The organism is Brucella sp. IR068, assembly GCF_049065885.1.
GTDB lineage: Bacteria > Pseudomonadota > Alphaproteobacteria > Rhizobiales > Rhizobiaceae > Brucella > Brucella intermedia.
The window spans coordinates 1-17,306 of sequence record NZ_JBAKHE010000027.1 but is presented as its reverse complement, the minus strand read 5'-3'; the positions used below and the strand labels follow the sequence as shown (position 1 = coordinate 17,306).

Genomic DNA, 17,306 nt, shown 5'->3' with positions numbered 1-17,306 from the left:
TTCCGAAGAGAACCATTGTCACGCCGAAAGCGATGAAACCCCAGGTGGCGATCTGACCGATGTGCTGGCCGATCGCGATGGCCGGGCTTTCAGCGCCGAGAAATATCTGCAGGGCCTGCCGGTCGGCGACCAGCAGCAGCCCGGCAAGGCCTTGACGCATGCGTTCTCAAGCATAGCTCAAAGCCGTTACTGATCTTCAATTACGCGGGGGATCGGATGACGAACTGAAAGACGGTTCCAGACGGATGGCCGAGCTATACAACGTACTTCCCGCGAAGCGGCGAACCATTCGTCAAGATCACACTCTAGGAGATTGATTATAACGCCACCTGATGATGTCAGGTTAAGCGTGCAGCCGACCAATGCGGTCAGTCGCTGACGGAGTTCGCGCATACCTCCATTCTACGATTCGCAGACAACGTGGTAAGTGGGCGGTTGATTGTCATGACTTCTGAAAGGTTTTCGGGTTTTTGCTTGGCTTTGTCTGAACCGGCTGCATCGGTTCCGGAAATGGTCTAACTGATCGACCGTGCCATGGCGGGCCATGCCCGCAGCTGGGGCGAAATGCGCGCCAGAAACATCTATGGCAACAGTATCGAGATCGGTAACCTCGATGTCGATGCTTACAGCCTCGGTGCCTACTGGACGCACAGCTGGGAAGACGAAGCCTATTTCGACGCTATCGTCATGCATTCATGGCTCCGCATTGATACGGAATCAGTCGCGGACTATAGTTCCTGCCTCCATGGCATGAATGGATGGTCTCTCGAAGCAGACAAGAAATTTTCGATCAGCGAAAAATGGGTGATCGAACCGCAGGCACAGATTTATTGGCAATACCAGCAGCCGATATTTCGACATCACTGGAGCGTCGTTTGAATATAGTGCTGGCAGTATTCAACGGCCCTTGGCGCCGCACACTTACTGCAATGGAAGGCAGATCTCCTTCTTAGTCACCCAGATTGATATCGAACAAGGCCATCATTTTTTCGCGCACTCTAGCCGTTCTGGTAGCAGATGATTTGTTTGGTGCAGTAGAACATTCAGGAAGTTCTGTGTAACAGGGTTGTCGGTTGAGAGGCTTACCGCATAGACATCAGCTACCAACGGGGGATGTTGAAGAGTCCGATAAATCACATTGGGACGCGATAGCTGGCTGACGGACTCAGGGGCTAGTGCAACACCGAATCCCGCCGCAACCAAACTGAGAAGCGAATATGACTCAACGACTTGCTGAGTGATACTCGGCACAAAACCGTTAGCGATACAGGCGTTCAGCAAATAGTTTGCAAAGCGGGAGTCCGCCAACCTTAGCGAGACATATTTTTCGTTGTTTAACCACTCAAGCCGAATGCTTTCGTGGTGTGCAAGACGATGATCAGCCGACAGAACAACGACGATCTTTTCGGGCCACGCCAGTTCAAGAGTGAGATCAGAATCTTCGGGCGGACTTCTGAGTATACTAAGCTCGGTTCGCCCGGCCTTCAGCGCAATGATTTGTTCTCCGGGAGACATCTCATGTGTGCGTACTTCAACGTCGGGATATTGAGCACAAAACGTATTCATTATATGGGCGAAATGACCAATCAAAATTGAGCCGGTTAGGCCTATATTCAGCACACCAGAATTTCCCTGACCAATTGATCTCGCGTGTTCAGATGCCATCTTTACTTGTTCGAGGATAGACAGCGCTCTTCGGCGGAACACTTCGCCAGCTTTGGTCAGTGTGACACGCCTGCTGGAGCGTTCGAACAAGTCCACGCCAAGTTCTATTTCCAATAGCTTTATCTGATGACTTAACGGCGGCTGCGATATCCCGAGCCGCTGGGCTGCTGTGGTGAAATTGAGCGCATCCGCCACTGCTAGAAAATACCGAAGATGTCGAAGCTCCATGGTCTCACCTCCATCCATATTTTCTTTGAATAGAGAGTAATCAATAAAATATTGGACGTCTAGGTTGTATCGTCAGATGCTATTGGAGGGCGATGGTGACAGGTAGTCCAACGAAGATACCTGACTGCATCGGAGCGGACCGTGTTGGATAACCCGCAGCGCTGATGCTAATAGCCCCATCGAGAGGGAGGATCAAATGGCGCGTTTTTTCAAGTCCCTGTTTGGGCAAGTTATCTTCGCATTAATCCTAGGTATATTGGTGGGCGTATTCTGGCCCCAGTTTGCTGTATCGTTAAAACCACTGGGCGATGGCTTCATTAAGCTCATTAAAATGATTATCGCTCCCTTGGTTTTCTGTGTTGTGGTCCACGGAATTGTTGGAGCCGGGGACCTGAAGAAGGTTGGCCGCGTGGGCTTGAAATCCCTGATCTATTTTGAAGCAGTTACCACAATCGCTCTCGTTCTGGGAATTATCCTCGCGTATACATTCTCACCGGGCAAGGGAATGAACGTCGACGTCAGCTCGCTCGACGCGACGGCCTTGACGACCTATACCGCAAACGCCGAACAGGTCACTGACACGGTTGGCTTCCTGATGAAGATTATTCCGACGACTGTTTTCAATGCGTTTACCACCGGAGACATTCTTCAGGTTCTGCTCATTTCGATTCTTTTCGGCGCTGGCCTGGCTCTCATGGGAGAAAAAGGCAGATCTGTGGGAAACATGATCGAAGAAGTGGGGGCCGTACTCTTTAAAATCATTGGGTTTATTGTGCGTCTTGCTCCGCTCGGCGTTCTGGGTGCGGTTTCCTTTACTGTCGGACGCTACGGCATTGCGTCGCTGCAACAACTCGGGTTTCTTGTATTGTTGTTTTACGCTGGCGTGTTTTTTTTCGTATTTGTTGTACTTGGTGCGATCCTGAGGATGGCCGGGTTCAGCATTATAAGCCTCATCAAGTATTTCCGGGAAGAATTGGCCGTCGTAACGGGAACAGCATCCTCGGATAGCGTCCTGCCGCAGGTCATGCGTAAACTGGAGGGATTGGGGATCAAGGATTCGACAGTTGGGCTGGTCATTCCAACGGGATATTCATTCAATCTGGATGCATTCTCACTCTACCTCACGCTTGTCGTTGTCTTCATCGCACAAGCGACCAATACCGATCTGTCATTCGGTCATATGCTGCTGATCCTTGGCGTCGCCTTGCTTACATCAAAAGGTGCGCACGGAATTCCAGGCTCAGCAATTGTCGTTCTCGCGGCGACGCTCTCGGCTATTCCCGACATTCCAATGATCGGGCTGGTCCTTGTCCTGTCGGTGGACTGGTTTGTCGGCATCGTCAGAGCTCTTGGAAACCTGATCGGAAACTGCGTGGCGACCGTGGTTATCGCGACCTGGGAAGGTGACATAGACAAGGAAAAGGCTGACCGCGTCCTTGCCGGCGAAAGAGATTTCGATACGTCGGTCGTTCTGACCGAACCAGCCTCGACCGTCGCCGTCAAAGTCAACAGCTGAGGACTAGCAATAAATCTAAAGAAATTGCGCCCGGCACCGTGCTGGGCGCGAGCCTCCCTTTTCCCGCGATCTACTCGCTGCATTTTAGAATTCGTGGAGAACGATTGTGAACAAACCAGCGTATTTTGCGCCTATCGGCGGTCATCCGGGTCAAACAGAATTATTGACAGGGCGTTCAATATTTACCCAAGCGTATGCCGTATTGCCAAAAGGAACAATGCGGGACATTGTCACCAGTTATCTTCCATTCTGGACTGGAACACGTCTCTGGGTTTTGGCGCGTCCCCTATCGGGATTTGCAGAAACATTTTCGCAATACATAATGGAAGTCCAGCCGGGAGGGGGAAGCGATCATCCTGAAACTGACGGCCGTGCGCAAAGCGTAATTTTTGTTCTCGACGGCACGGTGACACTGACCATTGAAAATGAACATCACGAGCTGGAGGCCGGGGGCTATGCATATATTCCAGCGGGAGCAGGCTGGAAGCTCCATAATACCGGTGACGTGGTCACTCGTTTTCACTGGATACGCAAACAGTACGAGATGTTGCATGGACTTACTTTTCCAGACCCAATAGTGGCAAACGAACGTGATATTCTGCCCACCCCTATGCCAGACACTGACGGGCGTTGGGCAACCACCAGATTTGTCGATCCCTCCGACATGCGGCACGACATGCATGTTACAATCGTTACGCTGGAGCCCGGCGCAGTAATCCCTTTTTGCGAAACCCACGTGATGGAACATGGGCTCTACGTGCTGGAGGGAAAAGCAGTTTACAAACTCAACAAGGATTGGGTTGAGGTAGAAGCAGGCGACTTTATGTGGCTTCGAGCGTTTTGCCCCCAGGCCTGCTATGCAGGTGGCCCGGGCAAGTTTCGATATCTGCTTTACAAGGATGTCAATCGACACGCCGAACTTCGGTACGGTTCCAGATAGTAGGCCCCGATGTCACTGGCATGGATTGCGTCTACTTGTGTAACGTAGCGAGGCCCGCGACGGCAACAGGCCTGGTTATAACGTTCGAGTTCGATTTTGAGAATTGCGACGGCCCGTTTGTGGCAAGTTCCCGTCATTAGAGCTAGGCTAGGTTCACCCAAATAGAAGGACTCGACTTCCGCCTCAAGTGATTGCCCATCACAGGATCTGTTCAAATGCCCTCTATTCGTTGCAGATACTGATCGTAGTTCCGCAAAATCCGTCATAACATTCCGGCTTCTTTTGCGTGAACGCCAGATCAATTCCAGCCGATGGCAGGGAGATGGCTTCGCGATCCAGCCGAGTTAGTTCTCCTGTCTCTGAATTTCCTTCAACATCAGCAAAGCAATCATCTCTGCCGACGGCATCAGGTCTCGCTAAGAAATTGGATGGCGAATGAACTGGATGACGGTACCCACGAGACACGTCGCGAAGAACTCGGGGTGACGTCGGCGCGAAATGTCCTGCCCTGCCTGCGCCGGAAGCAGTCGATCACACGGTAATGCTTGAACACGGGAAACTGGAACAGTTGATGTGTCGGACGGCGCGAAAGGTGGTCCTTTCACGGCTGCAGCAATCGTGGCAGGGCCTAAACACGGAAGCGCCACAGTTGCCGGAACTCATGTATCGTTCGTTCTTGAGACAGGTTTCCGCGGAACAGCAGTCGTCAAATATACGCTAGCGAATTCATTTGGCACGTCTGCTGTCCATACGATCAAGTTCCTCATGGCAGCAAGGCCGGGATATAGCCAAGGATCAGGAAGTGATTGGCATCCTTACGGCGCAAGTACAGTCAACGCGACGCATGGCACGCGACCAGACTAACAATTTCGCCAGCCGAATGGAGAAACTGCACAATGAAGGAGACGGAGCCAGACGGAGTGATCTCGGTGGCGTCCGGTTGGGTTTTGCATCGGAAAAGGATGACCAATTAGCTAAGGCGTCTCGAACATCGCTGAACGAATTTGGAGAGACGGGGCAGACCGCATTCAACAACAAGATAGCTATCTGGTCTGGAGGATATGTGAACTTTGGTGACTTCAACGCCGACGAAACCGCGATCTCATCCACGACCGTCGGTGCCTCAGGAGGCATCGATTACCGTTTTTCATAATCCTTCGTTGCGGGCTTTGGTTTTGGTTACGGACGTGACAAATCCGATGTCGGTTCGGAAGGTCCTGAAAGCGAGGCGAAGGCTATTTCAGCAGCGGTATATGGATACTATCATCCATCAACCGGTATCTTCATTGACGGTCTTGCGGGCTACTCGTCGCTGGACTTCTCCAGCAGGAGATTTGTGACGCCCACGGGAGAGTATGCAATCGGTGATCGGAAGGGAGGTCAGCTTTTCGGGGCGATCACGTAGGATATGAATTCCGGAAGCACAAGCTCCTCATTTCTCCGTATGTCCGCGTTGAGGGCGCTTATGCGAAGCTAGATGCTTTTGACGAACTAAGTGGTCCCCCATGCTATCAGTTACAGCGACCAAGCTGTATCCAGCCTGGCCGGTGTGCTCGGGTGCGCCTCAAATATGAATTCGATATCAGGTTCGCCAGCGTCCAGCCCTCAGTTAGGATTAAATACACCTGCGACTTCGATAGTAGTTCACGTGCCAATGCTGGGCACACTGACCTCGTCGGGTTGACCAGTGTCATCGATATTGATGGCTCCGATAATGAACGCTTGGCACTTGGTTTGGTGTCGACACGAGCTTTGACAATGGGCTCACTTGGCATCGATTACCGCTACAGCACAGGCAATTCAGAAGGTAATCATGGCATCGGCTTGAGGTTGAAATCAACTTTTTGAATTTTGAGAAAAAAGCGTCGTGTTTTTGAAAAAACAAGTGGTGCTCAAAAATCGCCTTGAACCTGCAGATTGGGAGGCTTGTACCATTGGCTTTCGTCAATCTGGACCATGAACCCCTTTGGGTGCCAAAAGGACCAATACCCCACCTCATCTGGACAACGCCGAATGCTTGCGTCGCCGATGGTTTTGAAATGGGGAAGACCGACCGATCTGGTTCCAAGCTAATCATCGCTGTACTTCTGGAGCTTGCGCACAGCAATGCCGTCGTATCCTCGCCGGATTTCGTGCACGCCGGCAAGCCCATCGTTCCCACCGACCTCAACCGCTTCCGCTGTATCTGGACGCGCTTACAAGACGGAGCGATGTTTCGATGGCGTTTGAAAAGGACTGGCTGCCGTTGATATGCAAGGCTCCATAATCCTTGACGAGCCAAGCCTTGTTCGCGCTGCCGCTTAGAATGGAAGCGGCCCTAGCTATCTCATGGAAGCCGATGTACGTGAGGACATTGGGGACGGGTTCGCGCGTGTTTTCGGGGATTGGACGCCGCCCCTTGTGTCTCGCGCGCTCTATTATCTCAAAGCCGAGGCTTCGAGATAGGCCAGGTCCGACGTCAGTGCGCAGTGTGTTTTCGCCCAAGCTTAATTGACCAGATGACACAGCGTCTCGACATCCTGGTCCGTCAAAATCCCGGCCAGCATGTCGCGGCGGTTCATCGGCAGGATCGCTGCAATCGTATCGAGTGCTTGTGCGATGTTCGATTGGAGCGTCAGCAGTCATGGGTAAGCCCTCGATGATTCTGGGTGAAGTTTGAGGACGGTCTTTCCGAAATCCTGTCCCTTGAACAGAAGTGTTGACAGCAGCGACAGCATAGGAAGACCGTCTCCCATGTTCAGACCGGCGGCCACCGTCCCATGACGAAATTCATTGAGATGATGAACCGTTGCAGTGTCTCTGATCAGGCTACCGACAGAAAAGCGAATTTCTCTGCAAAGAGCGACAAGACGGTCTCGTTACCCCTTGCCGACAATCTGCTCGCTTCAGAGTGTGACTAAAATTGAATGCACCAACGACTTTTATAGAACGAAACTGGGTGCTTCCCTTTTGTCGTCCTTTCGATGCGAATAAGTGAGGTGCCGAATTAAACATCCTCGGCGCCCGAACGACTAATATGGCGTTTGAGCAAAGCGGCGGCAAATTCAAAGTCCTTGTTCTCGATGGCTTCCAGAATGCCTAAGTGATCTCTACAAGCCCTGCGGATGCGTTCTTCGCCCAAACGGTCAAAATCAGAATATTCGGTCATGCGGCGCAGATAATTTTGCCAACGCACAGATTGCGTAAAAAAGCGATTATTCGCCCACGAAACAATGGTTTCGTGGAAGTTCGCATTGGCGTTGAACCAAAGATCCCTTGTGAGGCTTCTAATAGGCAGTACCGAAATTTCTATTTGCTCGCGCTGTAAGGCGGCAAGCTGGTTGAGATCGGGCATATAATCTGGTTGCGAAAGCGCACCGCACTCGATCACCAGACGGAAGGCGTAGCTTTCATTGACCGCGCGCTCATTATCGAGAGACTCTGCAAAGCGCCAGCCATGGCCCGGAAGGCGTTCTGCCAGACCTTCGGTGGCAAAGCGCATCAGAACCCGGCGCACCGCGCCGCGTGTCGCACCCAACTGATCGGCAAGTTCGGTTTCTGATACCTCGTCGCCAACCGCGCCAGACGCGCGCGCGCTCATCAGACGCCGGTAGAGTTCTTCCGACTCCGATGGGGGCAGTAGATTGTCGTTGAGTTCGTTCGGCTCGGGAATGCGGTGCAACTGATATCCGCGATTGGGCGTTTGACTGACAATACCTTGCTTTACAAGAAGATTGAGCACCTGTCGCACGGGCGACCGCGATACACGGAGCTCTTTTGCAATGGCAACATCCGACAGCCGGTCGCCAATATTCCAGCGTGCAGCGGATATGAGCGAGACCATTTTATGTGCGACCTCCGCCTGAAGACTGCTCAGACCGATTTCGCCTTCCGTTGATCTCTCAACGTCCATATTCATGCGCAGCGCCCCCTGAATGCGTTCATCCATGAACCTGTGCTCAAAGAATACGGGATATTTCGCAACAGACCATTTCTTTCTCGTATAGCCTATCCCATTGGGACGACAGGCGAATATTCCTGCAGGAATGGTGAAAACACATTGTTTCTGACATTAACAAAAAACTGTTGACTCTGCAATAATTGAATGTGATTTGTATTAAGTAGATACAAAATACAAAACATGGATTGAATATGTCAGTTGTCCCATTTCCATTCGTTACAGTTTCGGGCGTGCCGGAAGAGCGCGGGCGCCAATATGGGGTGCTGGCAGCAGAACGCATCCGGCGCAGCGCTGGTCTTTATTCCGGCACGCTCGACGCGTTTGGTCTTTCGCCTGAACGCAGGCAAAGCCTCATCGAAGAATTTGCCGGCCGGATCGAGGAATTCGACGCGTCCTATGTCGAGGAAATGCGCGGTATCGCCAAAGGCGCGGATGTGCCGTTTGAGCAGATCGTCATGATCAATGCACGAACGGAAGTCGTTGCGATGGCGCGCGCGGAAACGGGTTCGCCTGATCCTGAAGAGCAGGATGATGGCTGTACCGGTGCTCTCATCATGCCTGCAAAAAGTGCCTCTGGTAATCTGGTTCATGGTCAGAACTGGGACTGGCGTTCTGAATGTGTGGAAACCGGTATCGTGCTACGTGTTCGCAACACTAACGGCCCCGATTTTGTGACGTTTGTCGAGGCTGGTGGACTGGCGCGCAGCGGCTTCAATGAAGCAGGAATTTCGATCACCGCCAATTATCTCGAATGCGAACGCGACTATAAGAAGCTGGGCGTTCCTCTCGGCCTCGTGCGCCGAAAGGTGCTTGAACAGGAGCATTTTGCAAAAGCAATCAAAGCTGTGGCTTCGACACCAAAATCCTGCTCCAACAATATCATGATTGCGACGAGTGCCGGTTTCGGCATCGATTTTGAATGCGCGCCGGATGAATCCTTCCCGATCCTGCCGGAGAATGATCTGATCGTTCATGCCAATCATTGGGTCAGTCCGATCGCGTTGACGAAGTTGCGCGACACCGGCATCCCGTTTGTACCTGAAAGCTTCTACCGCGATTGGCGCGTTCGCCAGTTACTTGAATCACATGTTGGAAAAATTGGCCGTAAGGAGTTGAAGGAAGCTCTGTTTGACGATTTCCTGACACCTTATGCTGTCTGCCGCCCGCCACGTTCTGGCAATCACGACAATATCACGGCCACAGTTGCTATGGTGGTGATGGAAGCAGCGCTTGGCATGATGGAAATCGCGCCGCTGCCTGCTTTGAACCGCCAGTTTGCGACCTACTGTCTGCAGGATTATACGCCGCTACCGTCCGATGCCGCGCCACGCGCGAAATCCCTCTTTATCGAAGGCTAAAGAAATGCTGCGCTTTGCGCTTTCCAGAATAGGCATGGCCATTCCAACATTGCTGATCGTGGCAGTGGCTGTGTTTGTGATTGTCCGGTTGATACCGGGCGATCCTGCAGCCCTGATGCTGGGTGATTCTGCAGATGCTGCGACGCTGGCCGCGCTGCGCGAGCAGTTGGGCCTCGATCACAGCATCTTCACCCAGTTTCTGATCTGGGGCGGCAATGTTCTGCATGGCGATCTTGGCGTTTCCATTGCCAACCAGCAGTCGGTTCTTTCGCTGGTTCTGGAGCGCTTTTCGGTAAGTGCACGTATTGTCTTGTCAGCAGTGGTGCTTTCTACGCTTGTCGCTGTTCCGCTTGGAATGGTCGCCGCCTGGAAGCAGAACAGCCTGACTGATCTGACGCTTGTGACCTGTGCCACCTTGCTGCTTTCGGTTCCGGCATTCTGGATGGGCTTGCTGTTGTTGCTGGCCTTTGGCCTCAAGCTCGGCTGGTTACCGGTTGTCGGCTATGTCAGCTTTGGTGAGAACCCATGGAAAGCGTTTCTCTATCTGGTTTTGCCGATCACCACACTGTTTCTGCATGAAATCGGCGTCATTCTGCGGATGGCGCGCGCCTCGACGCTTGAAGTGCTGAACCTTGATTACATTACCCATGCCCGCGCCAAGGGACTGTCGGAAGCAACCGTGATGTGGCGTCATGCTTTCCGTAATGCGTTTGGCCCGACCTGGACACTGTTGGGGCTGATCCTTGGCAATCTGCTTGGCGGTATCGCTGTTGTGGAAACTGTCTTCACGATTCCCGGACTTGGCAGGCTTCTCGTCGATGCCATCTTTGCTCGGGATTATCCCCTCATTCAGGGCTGTTTGCTGTTCACAGCCTGCGTTTATGTGCTGGTCAATCTGCTCGTGGACCTTCTCTATCCGCTCTTCGACCCGAAGGTGACGGCGAAATGAAAAATCCCTCTCTCAACGCGATTATTGGCGGAATTCTGACCGCAACGCTTCTCACGATAGCGGTGGTAGGTTCCTTCTGGACGCCTTACAACCCGCTGGCACTGGACTTTACCGCGCGCCTTGCGCCGCCAAGCGCTGTGCATTGGCTAGGAACGGATGAATTTGGGCGCGACCAGCTGAGCCGCCTTATGAGAGGCGCATCGGCCAGTGTTTCAATCAGCGTGTTCACAGTCTTTCTCGCCACCCTCGGCGGTGTACTTATCGGGGCGATCAGCGGCTTCTTGCGTGGCTGGTTCGACCGGCTGTTGATGATGGTCAATGATGCTCTGCTGGCATTTCCCGGCATATTGATGGCGCTTGGTCTGCTGGCCGTCTTCGGTGCCAACAAGAATGGCATCATCTTGGCACTTGCCCTGGCCTATATGTCTTCGGTGATCCGCGTGGTCCGTGGCACGGTTTTGAGCCTGCGTGAACGGGAGTTCGTTGAGGCTTCCCGCGTCATGGGCAACTCGGAAATCTATACGATGGTGCGCCATATTCTGCCCAACTGTCTGGCACCGGTTCTGGTCATGGCAACGTCCATGTGCGGCTGGGCAATTCTCGCAGAAAGTTCGCTCAGCTTTTTGGGTCTGGGTGTGCCGCCGCCAGCGCCCACTTGGGGCAACATGCTGGCCGGAAGCCGCAATTTCATTGAGCAGGCTGTTTGGCTTGGTATTTTCCCCGGCCTCGCAATTTCGCTGTCGCTGCTTGGTATTAATCTTCTTGGAGACGCGTTGCGCGATCGCCTCGACCCACGCATGAGGAAGCGCTCATGACTTCCGCACCCCTGCTTGAAATCGACGATGTAAGCCTGCGTGTTGGTGATAGTGCGCTGGAGATCGTCAAGCGCGCTTCCTTCTCCATAGAAGCTGGCGAAATTCTCGGCATCGTTGGTGAATCCGGCTCTGGAAAAACCATGCTCGCGCGGGCGGTCATGGGGCTGGTTCCGGCGTCCATTAAAACAAGTCATGGTGCGATCCGCTTCAAGGGTCAGAACGTGTCAACGATGTCGCCGACCGCTTTGCGCGGGCTCCGTGGCGATGGTATTGCCATGATTTTTCAGGAGCCGATGACTTCGCTCACCCCGTCACTGACTATCGGGCGGCAGCTTGAAGAAGGGCTTGAACTGCACTTTCCCGCCGAGAAGGCGCAACATGCCGAATGGATCAGAGCCATGTTGTTGCGTGTTGGTATTGCCGATCCTGATCGGGCAATTGAGGCGTTCCCACATGAGTTCTCAGGCGGAATGCGCCAGCGCATCATGATCGCCTGCGCGATGCTCATGAAGCCAGATCTGCTGATCGCGGACGAGCCGACCACTGCGCTTGATGCAGTTATCCAGCGCGAGGTTATGGAGTTGCTGGTCGATCTCACGCGGGAACGCGGCACGACCGTTTTGCTGATTAGTCACGATCTTCCAATGATTGCGCGCTATTCCAATCGTGTGGTTGTGATGCGCCATGGTGAAGTGGTTGAAACGGGCGATACCGCTGATGTTCTGGCAAAGCCTCGGCATGATTACACCCGCAACCTACTCTCGACATTGCCGGTTCGTGGACCTTCGCGCGTGGTTCCAAAGGCTGATCCGCTGATCAGCGTGCGCGATCTTGTTGTCGATTTTGAAGCCCGGGGTGGCTGGTTCAAGAAAACTGGCGGCAAACGAGCTCTGCATGGGGTTACTATTGACGTCCTGCCAAACGAGGTTGTCGCCGTGGTTGGCGGTTCCGGTTCGGGCAAGACTACAGCCGCGCGGGTGATGGCCGGACTAGTCAGGCCGAGCGAAGGGAAGCTGTTGTTCAAGGGGCAGCCTGTCGAGAGACGTTCATCCCAATATCACGAATATCGTTATCATACGCAGATGGTGTTTCAGGACCCTTATTCATCGCTCGACCCGCGTATGAAAGTGGGTGAGTTGGTCGGCGAGGCCCTTCGTTTCTCGAAAGAGCTTTCCTCCAGCCAGAAAGTGGATCGTATTCGCGAAACACTGGAGGACGTTGGCCTCGGTGGAGATTATGCCAATCGTTATGCGCATGAAATGTCGGGTGGTCAGCGTCAGCGCGTGGCGATTGCGCGCGCACTCGTGCGACGTCCCGCTTTTGTCATCGCCGATGAAGCAGTCTCGGCACTTGACGTAACGGTGCGCGCGCAGGTTCTCGATCTCTTCGCCAAGCTGCAGCAGAGCTATGGCTTCGGCTGCCTGTTCATTACCCATGATCTGGGCGTGGTTGAACAAATTGCCGATCGTGTGGTCGTCATGAACGATGGTCGTATCATCGAGCAGGGAACGCGCGACGAGATTTTCGACGCGCCACAAAACGACTATACCCGCCGACTTTTGTCAGCCATTCCAATGCTCGAACTGACGGGCGAGGGCGGCGTCAAACTCAAATGGCGGGGCAATAATGCAAATACGAAACCGGGAGAGGCGGGCGGTCATGTCCATCACTGAGGAAAAGCCTGTCACCAAGCGGCAGGGCCATGGTAAAAAGCTCAGCTTCTACGATTTCGGGGCGACCACGTTTTTTGCAAGTCAGTTCGATCAGCGTTTCAGTTACTGCCTTTATGTCCCCGAGGACTATGATGAAGACGGCACCGAGACGCACGAACTGCTCGTCATCATTCACGGGACGGGACGGACGGCGGCACAATACCGCGATCACTTCGCAAATTTTGCGCGAGAGAACCGCTGCATTGTACTGGCACCGCTGTTTCCAGCCGGCATCGTCGTGAAGGGCGATCTTGCCAATTACAAGCGCATTGAGTTCCAAGGCATTCGCTTTGACCATATTCTGCTGTCGATGATCGACGAGGTGGCCGCCAAATATCGCCTTAAAAGCAATCGCGCCCTCATGTACGGCTTTTCGGGCGGCGGGCAGTTCTGCCAGCGCTTTTTCATGCTGCATCCTCATAGGCTCAAGGCGGTCTCTATCGGAGCGCCGGGCGTCGTAACTCTGCTCAACTCTGATTATGACTGGTGGGTTGGCGTTCGCGATGTTGAAGCACGTTTTGGCTGCCGCCTCGATCTTGAAGCGATGAAGGCCGTGACGGTTCAAACAGTGATCGGTGAGGAAGACACCGCAACCTGGGAAATCGGCATCCCGCATAACAGCGCGCTTTGGATGGACGGAGCTGATCTGCAAGGCGAGTGTCGCATTGACCGTATTGAAGCACTGGCAAAGTCGTTTGAAGCGCGTGGCATCGCGGTTCACCGGGACAGGGTGCCGGGCGTAGCTCACGAGCCTTTCAAAGTGTTGGAGCCTGTCGAAGCGTTTTTCGCGGATATGCTCAGATCACAAAGCTGACCCATGCCGCAAAATGAAAAACAAAAGGGGAAACAAAATGTTCAATTCAATCTCACTAGGCTCTGCACTTAGCATTGCGCTATTTGGGCTCAGCATCACATCCCACCAGGTACTTGCTGCAGACGAGGAAACCTTGCGTGTCGCCATTCACTCTGATGTTGCGAGCATCAATCCGGGCGTTAATCGCGATGCAAATGCCGATATGGTTGTTGCCCATATTGCCGAAGGTCTGGTCGCTTATGGCGACGATCTCGCAATCAAGCCGATGCTGGCAGAGAGCTGGACCTCGAATGCCGATCATACGGTCTATGAATTCAAATTGCGCAAAGGCGTCAAGTTCCAGAATGGCAAAGACCTGACTGCCAAGGATGTCGTCTGGAATTTCGAGCGTTATCTCAAGCCGGATACAGCGTTTCAATGCGTCAATCGCTATAGTGGCAAGGTCGATTCCGAGTTGAAGACGGTCGAGGCTGTTGATGACAACACGGTGCGCTTCAGCTTCGCAGCTCCTGCGCCAAACTTTGTCATCACCATGGCTACCATCCAGTGTACCCCTTGGATACTGAGCCCGGAATCCGTTGATGCGGATGGCAAGTTTGTAAAGCCGATTGGTACAGGTCCCTATGCTTTTTCCAAATGGGAGCGTGGCCGTTATCTGGACCTGACCCGTTTCGATGATTATTCGGCTCTGTCCGGCGATCTCGACGGTCTGGGAGGGAACAAGAAAGGTCATGTAAAGACCATTCAGTTCATGACTGTTCCAGATTCCAGCACGCGCACGAATGGTCTGCTTTCCGGTGAGATCGACTTCATCGATGAGGTGGAGCCGACTGGCGTCAAGGATCTGGAAGCGAAGGGTATGAAGATCAATGTGCAGCAGACGCCTGCATGGATGGTGCTTCAACTTCAGTCCACTTCCGATAAGCTGAAAGATCCACAGATGCGTCAGGCAATTGCTCACGCCATCGATCTTAACCAACTGGCAGCGGCGATCGGTGAGGGCATGTACGCGCCAAACCCGTCGGTCATTGCACCAAACACCATCTATTCGGATAATCAGGCGTCTGCCTGGCCGGCATATGATCCAGCCAAAGCGCAGGATCTGCTGACCAAGGCAGGCTATAAGGGCGAACCGATCAGCCTTCTGGTCGCCAACCGCCAGAACCGCGTGCAGGTTGCCACGATCGTTCAGGCATTCCTTGCAGCCTCCGGGATAAATGCGCAGCTCGAAGTGCGTGACTGGGCGACCCAGCTCGATCAGTATCGTCGGGGCGCATACGAACTTGCCGTTTTCGCTTATTCGGCTCGCCTTGATCCGCTGTTGTCTTTCCAGTCGATGATCGGTGACAAGAAGGCTGATGCCGCGCGCCAGTGGGATGATGCCAGGGCGGAAGACCTTCTCAAGCAGGTTTCAGCGAAGAGTGATGTCGAAGAACGCAAGAAGCTCTTCAACGAACTCAACACACTGATGGGCGAGCAGGTTCCGATCCTTGGTCTGGTAAACTTGCCATCGATCACAGCTGCTGGCCCAAAAGTGAACGATTTCAAGGGCTGGGCTGGTGATACGCTTCGTTTCTGGACAGTCAGCAAGACACAGTAAAACGCTCCGCTTTGCGAGCTTAGCATTGGGATAACCCCATGACGTCTACATCCTTTGACTACACCCGGACCGACGCTGTCGGTTTGGGAGAGGCCATTCGCGCAAAAATTCTGTCTCCGCATGAGGCTGTTCATGAGGCATTTGCAGCGATTGATCGGTGCAATCCCAAGCTGAATGCTGTGATCCATGAGATGCGCGATCAGGCGGAAGAACAGCTTAAATCGCTGCCAGCGGGTCCGCTCAGCGGTGTTCCGGTTTTGTTGAAGGACGATTGCCCTTCCTATGCCGGTGCAGCAATGTCCTTTGGATGTCGTGCGGCCGAGGGAAATATCTCGCAGCGCGATCACGAGCTCGTCAAACGGTACAAATCTGCTGGTCTGGTTGTGGTAGGCAAGACCAATTTGCCCGAGTTTTCCTGCAATATCGCAACGGAATCCTCGCTGCATGGTCCTGCACTTAATCCCTGGAATGTGACACGCAGCATTGGCGGTTCTTCCGGCGGCGCTGCTGCGGCTGTTGCCGCGCGTATGGTGCCTGTAGCCTATGGCAATGACGGAGCAGGCTCGATCCGTATCCCCGCATTTTGTGGGGGGCTTTTCGGGTTGCGTCCGTCGCGTGGGCGTGTCCCATGCGGTCCGGTCTCGACAGAAAACTGGGGTGGAATGGTCAGCCATCATGTGCTGACGCGTTCGGTTCGCGATTCCGCAATGATGCTTGATTTGACAGATGCGCTTGAACCAGGTTCGCTTTACGCAGCCCCAGCCAAAACGGACCTGTTCGTCAACAGTGTCAAAATGGCGCCGCGGAAGCTTCGTATTGGCGTCTGGCAGAAGTCCGACCTTCGTCGTGATGTGGACGAGCAGACGGTCGCAGCACTGGAGGCCACGATCGCGCTGTGCAAACAGCTGGGACATAGCATTGTTCGGGTGAAGCCTGATTTTGACGGCGTTCAGCTTGCAGATGCCGTACAAAAACTGATCGCCGTTTACACCGCAATTGAAGTGACGGATGTTGCCACGACGATGGCAAAGCCTGCCAATGACCTCTATTTTGAGCCTTCAAATCTGGGGTTGGCCGCTTATGGCAATGGCTTGACTGCGACAGAGGTTATTCAAGCGCGTTTGACCGCGAACGGTACGGCGCGCAGCTTTGGTCGTCTGTTTGAAGAATGCGATGTGGTGCTAAGTCCGGTGATGCCGGTTGGATCATTTCCGCTTGGCATGCTCGATGTGCGCTCACCCGATTGGAAGGGTTTTGCCCGGCAGTTTCTGGAGCTGACAACCTTCACTCATCCGGTCAACGCTGCCGGCTTGCCTGCGATGAGCGTTCCACTTCACGAAACGTCTGATGGCCTGCCAATCGGCAGCCAGTTCATTGCCCCTTATGGGGCTGAAAATCTTCTATTCGAACTTGCAGGTCAGTTGGAGGCCATGTGCCCCTGGTCGGATCGAATACCCGCCGTTCACGCCTGAAATCAAGAGACAAGCGATGCTCTATACAAAGCCCTATTTCCAGCCGTCCGATATGACCGAGGTTTTCGATCTCGTAGATAGAATGGTGCTTGGTACTTTGATCACCAGCCATGAGGATGGCGTTGCGATATCGCACCCGGTCTTCGTGATGGATCGGACACGCGGCGAAAACGGCACGCTGGTCTCGCATGTTGCTGCATCCAACGATCATGTTGAGTTTCTGAAACGTGGCCTGCCATCAATTGCAATCCTGATGGATGCTGGTCATTATGTGTCATCGTCTTGGTATCCGGGTTG

At 53.5% G+C, this 17,306-nt stretch carries 16 protein-coding genes and 3 pseudogenes; 16 read left to right on the top strand and 3 right to left on the bottom strand.

Annotation, left to right across the window (positions count from 1 at the left end):
- Window positions 1–357 precede the first annotated feature (357 nt).
- Together ACOWVS_RS22815 and ACOWVS_RS22810 are read left to right on the top strand one after the other, a co-directional pair.
- A pseudogene (locus ACOWVS_RS22815) lies at window positions 358–519 on the top strand (hypothetical protein); the annotation flags it as partial.
- A 15-nt stretch (window positions 520–534) separates the two neighbouring features.
- Window positions 535–879 (top strand): autotransporter domain-containing protein, encoded by a 345-nt coding sequence (locus tag ACOWVS_RS22810; RefSeq protein WP_006469372.1) that lies wholly within the window; start codon window positions 535–537, stop codon window positions 877–879.
- Between the two features lie 102 nt (window positions 880–981).
- On the opposite strand, the gene ACOWVS_RS22805 is transcribed toward ACOWVS_RS22810, so the two are convergent.
- Entirely contained in the window at window positions 982–1,893 is a 912-nt protein-coding gene (locus ACOWVS_RS22805) for a LysR substrate-binding domain-containing protein (RefSeq protein ID WP_050791029.1), read from the bottom strand.
- A 196-nt stretch (window positions 1,894–2,089) separates the two neighbouring features.
- Here ACOWVS_RS22805 and ACOWVS_RS22800 point away from each other — a divergent pair, with 196 nt between their 5' ends.
- From ACOWVS_RS22800 to ACOWVS_RS22775, 6 genes and pseudogenes are all read left to right on the top strand, one after another.
- Window positions 2,090–3,409, top strand: coding sequence for a C4-dicarboxylate transporter DctA (locus ACOWVS_RS22800; protein WP_006469370.1), 1,320 nt, complete (start codon window positions 2,090–2,092; stop codon window positions 3,407–3,409).
- 106 nt (window positions 3,410–3,515) lie between these two features.
- Window positions 3,516–4,349: a bifunctional allantoicase/(S)-ureidoglycine aminohydrolase gene (locus tag ACOWVS_RS22795; protein ID WP_006469369.1), complete on the top strand. Its 834-nt coding sequence runs from the start codon at window positions 3,516–3,518 to the stop codon at window positions 4,347–4,349.
- A 573-nt stretch (window positions 4,350–4,922) separates the two neighbouring features.
- Window positions 4,923–5,213, top strand: coding sequence for a hypothetical protein (locus tag ACOWVS_RS22790; RefSeq protein ID WP_410171163.1), 291 nt, complete (start codon window positions 4,923–4,925; stop codon window positions 5,211–5,213).
- A complete protein-coding gene (locus ACOWVS_RS22785) occupies window positions 5,098–5,502 on the top strand; it encodes a hypothetical protein (RefSeq protein ID WP_410171164.1) in 405 nt (134 codons plus the stop codon). The genes ACOWVS_RS22790 and ACOWVS_RS22785 overlap by 116 nt, the downstream gene beginning before the upstream one ends.
- A 63-nt stretch (window positions 5,503–5,565) precedes the next feature.
- Window positions 5,566–5,754 (top strand): annotated as a pseudogene (locus ACOWVS_RS22780) (autotransporter domain-containing protein); the annotation flags it as partial.
- 529 nt (window positions 5,755–6,283) lie between these two features.
- The gene (locus ACOWVS_RS22775; protein WP_006470546.1) at window positions 6,284–6,598 is read left to right on the top strand and encodes a hypothetical protein; all 315 of its coding nucleotides are present in this window, start codon (window positions 6,284–6,286) and stop codon (window positions 6,596–6,598) included.
- Between the two features lie 174 nt (window positions 6,599–6,772).
- On the opposite strand, the pseudogene ACOWVS_RS22770 reads toward ACOWVS_RS22775, so the two are convergent.
- Together ACOWVS_RS22770 and ACOWVS_RS22765 are read right to left on the bottom strand one after the other, a co-directional pair.
- Window positions 6,773–6,910, bottom strand: a pseudogene (locus ACOWVS_RS22770) (integrase); the annotation flags it as partial.
- A 425-nt stretch (window positions 6,911–7,335) separates the two neighbouring features.
- Window positions 7,336–8,277, bottom strand: coding sequence for a GntR family transcriptional regulator (locus ACOWVS_RS22765; RefSeq protein ID WP_006470548.1), 942 nt, complete (start codon window positions 8,275–8,277; stop codon window positions 7,336–7,338).
- 203 nt (window positions 8,278–8,480) lie between these two features.
- Between ACOWVS_RS22765 and ACOWVS_RS22760 the strand changes: the two genes are divergently transcribed.
- The 8 genes from ACOWVS_RS22760 to ACOWVS_RS22725 form a co-directional block, all read left to right on the top strand.
- Complete coding sequence (locus ACOWVS_RS22760; RefSeq protein WP_230349654.1) at window positions 8,481–9,647, top strand: C45 family autoproteolytic acyltransferase/hydolase; 1,167 nt, start codon at window positions 8,481–8,483, stop codon at window positions 9,645–9,647.
- A gap of 4 nt (window positions 9,648–9,651) precedes the next feature.
- Window positions 9,652–10,596, top strand: a complete 945-nt coding sequence (locus tag ACOWVS_RS22755) for an ABC transporter permease (RefSeq protein ID WP_006470550.1) — start codon at window positions 9,652–9,654, stop codon at window positions 10,594–10,596.
- Entirely contained in the window at window positions 10,593–11,411 is an 819-nt protein-coding gene (locus ACOWVS_RS22750; protein WP_006469357.1) for an ABC transporter permease, read from the top strand. The genes ACOWVS_RS22755 and ACOWVS_RS22750 overlap by 4 nt, the downstream gene beginning before the upstream one ends.
- Window positions 11,408–13,084 carry a dipeptide ABC transporter ATP-binding protein gene (locus ACOWVS_RS22745; RefSeq protein ID WP_006469356.1) on the top strand — a complete coding sequence of 559 codons (1,677 nt, stop codon included), beginning with the start codon at window positions 11,408–11,410 and terminating at the stop codon, window positions 13,082–13,084. The genes ACOWVS_RS22750 and ACOWVS_RS22745 overlap by 4 nt, the downstream gene beginning before the upstream one ends.
- Window positions 13,071–13,937 carry a hypothetical protein gene (locus ACOWVS_RS22740; protein ID WP_006470551.1) on the top strand — a complete coding sequence of 289 codons (867 nt, stop codon included), beginning with the start codon at window positions 13,071–13,073 and terminating at the stop codon, window positions 13,935–13,937. Before ACOWVS_RS22745 ends, ACOWVS_RS22740 begins: the two co-directional genes overlap by 14 nt.
- 37 nt (window positions 13,938–13,974) lie before the next feature.
- Window positions 13,975–15,537 carry an ABC transporter substrate-binding protein gene (locus ACOWVS_RS22735; protein ID WP_006470552.1) on the top strand — a complete coding sequence of 521 codons (1,563 nt, stop codon included), beginning with the start codon at window positions 13,975–13,977 and terminating at the stop codon, window positions 15,535–15,537.
- A 38-nt stretch (window positions 15,538–15,575) separates the two neighbouring features.
- Complete coding sequence (locus tag ACOWVS_RS22730) at window positions 15,576–17,009, top strand: amidase (RefSeq protein ID WP_006469354.1); 1,434 nt, start codon at window positions 15,576–15,578, stop codon at window positions 17,007–17,009.
- Window positions 17,010–17,025: 16 nt separating this feature from the next.
- A partial coding sequence (locus ACOWVS_RS22725; protein ID WP_420973154.1) for an FMN-binding negative transcriptional regulator occupies window positions 17,026–17,306 on the top strand: 281 nt, incomplete at its 3' end.

Bases quoted from the DNA above. Each gene is read 5' to 3' on its own strand.
- ACOWVS_RS22810 (WP_006469372.1), top strand. From the start codon at position 535: ATGGCGGGCCATGCCCGCAGCTGGGGCGAAATGCGCGCCAGAAACATC.
- ACOWVS_RS22805 (WP_050791029.1), bottom strand. From the start codon at position 1,893: ATGGAGCTTCGACATCTTCGGTATTTTCTAGCAGTGGCGGATGCGCTC.
- ACOWVS_RS22800 (WP_006469370.1), top strand. From the start codon at position 2,090: ATGGCGCGTTTTTTCAAGTCCCTGTTTGGGCAAGTTATCTTCGCATTA.
- ACOWVS_RS22765 (WP_006470548.1), bottom strand. From the start codon at position 8,277: ATGGATGAACGCATTCAGGGGGCGCTGCGCATGAATATGGACGTTGAG.
- ACOWVS_RS22760 (WP_230349654.1), top strand. From the start codon at position 8,481: ATGTCAGTTGTCCCATTTCCATTCGTTACAGTTTCGGGCGTGCCGGAA.
- ACOWVS_RS22755 (WP_006470550.1), top strand. From the start codon at position 9,652: ATGCTGCGCTTTGCGCTTTCCAGAATAGGCATGGCCATTCCAACATTG.
- ACOWVS_RS22750 (WP_006469357.1), top strand. From the start codon at position 10,593: ATGAAAAATCCCTCTCTCAACGCGATTATTGGCGGAATTCTGACCGCA.
- ACOWVS_RS22745 (WP_006469356.1), top strand. From the start codon at position 11,408: ATGACTTCCGCACCCCTGCTTGAAATCGACGATGTAAGCCTGCGTGTT.
- ACOWVS_RS22740 (WP_006470551.1), top strand. From the start codon at position 13,071: ATGTCCATCACTGAGGAAAAGCCTGTCACCAAGCGGCAGGGCCATGGT.
- ACOWVS_RS22735 (WP_006470552.1), top strand. From the start codon at position 13,975: ATGTTCAATTCAATCTCACTAGGCTCTGCACTTAGCATTGCGCTATTT.
- ACOWVS_RS22730 (WP_006469354.1), top strand. From the start codon at position 15,576: ATGACGTCTACATCCTTTGACTACACCCGGACCGACGCTGTCGGTTTG.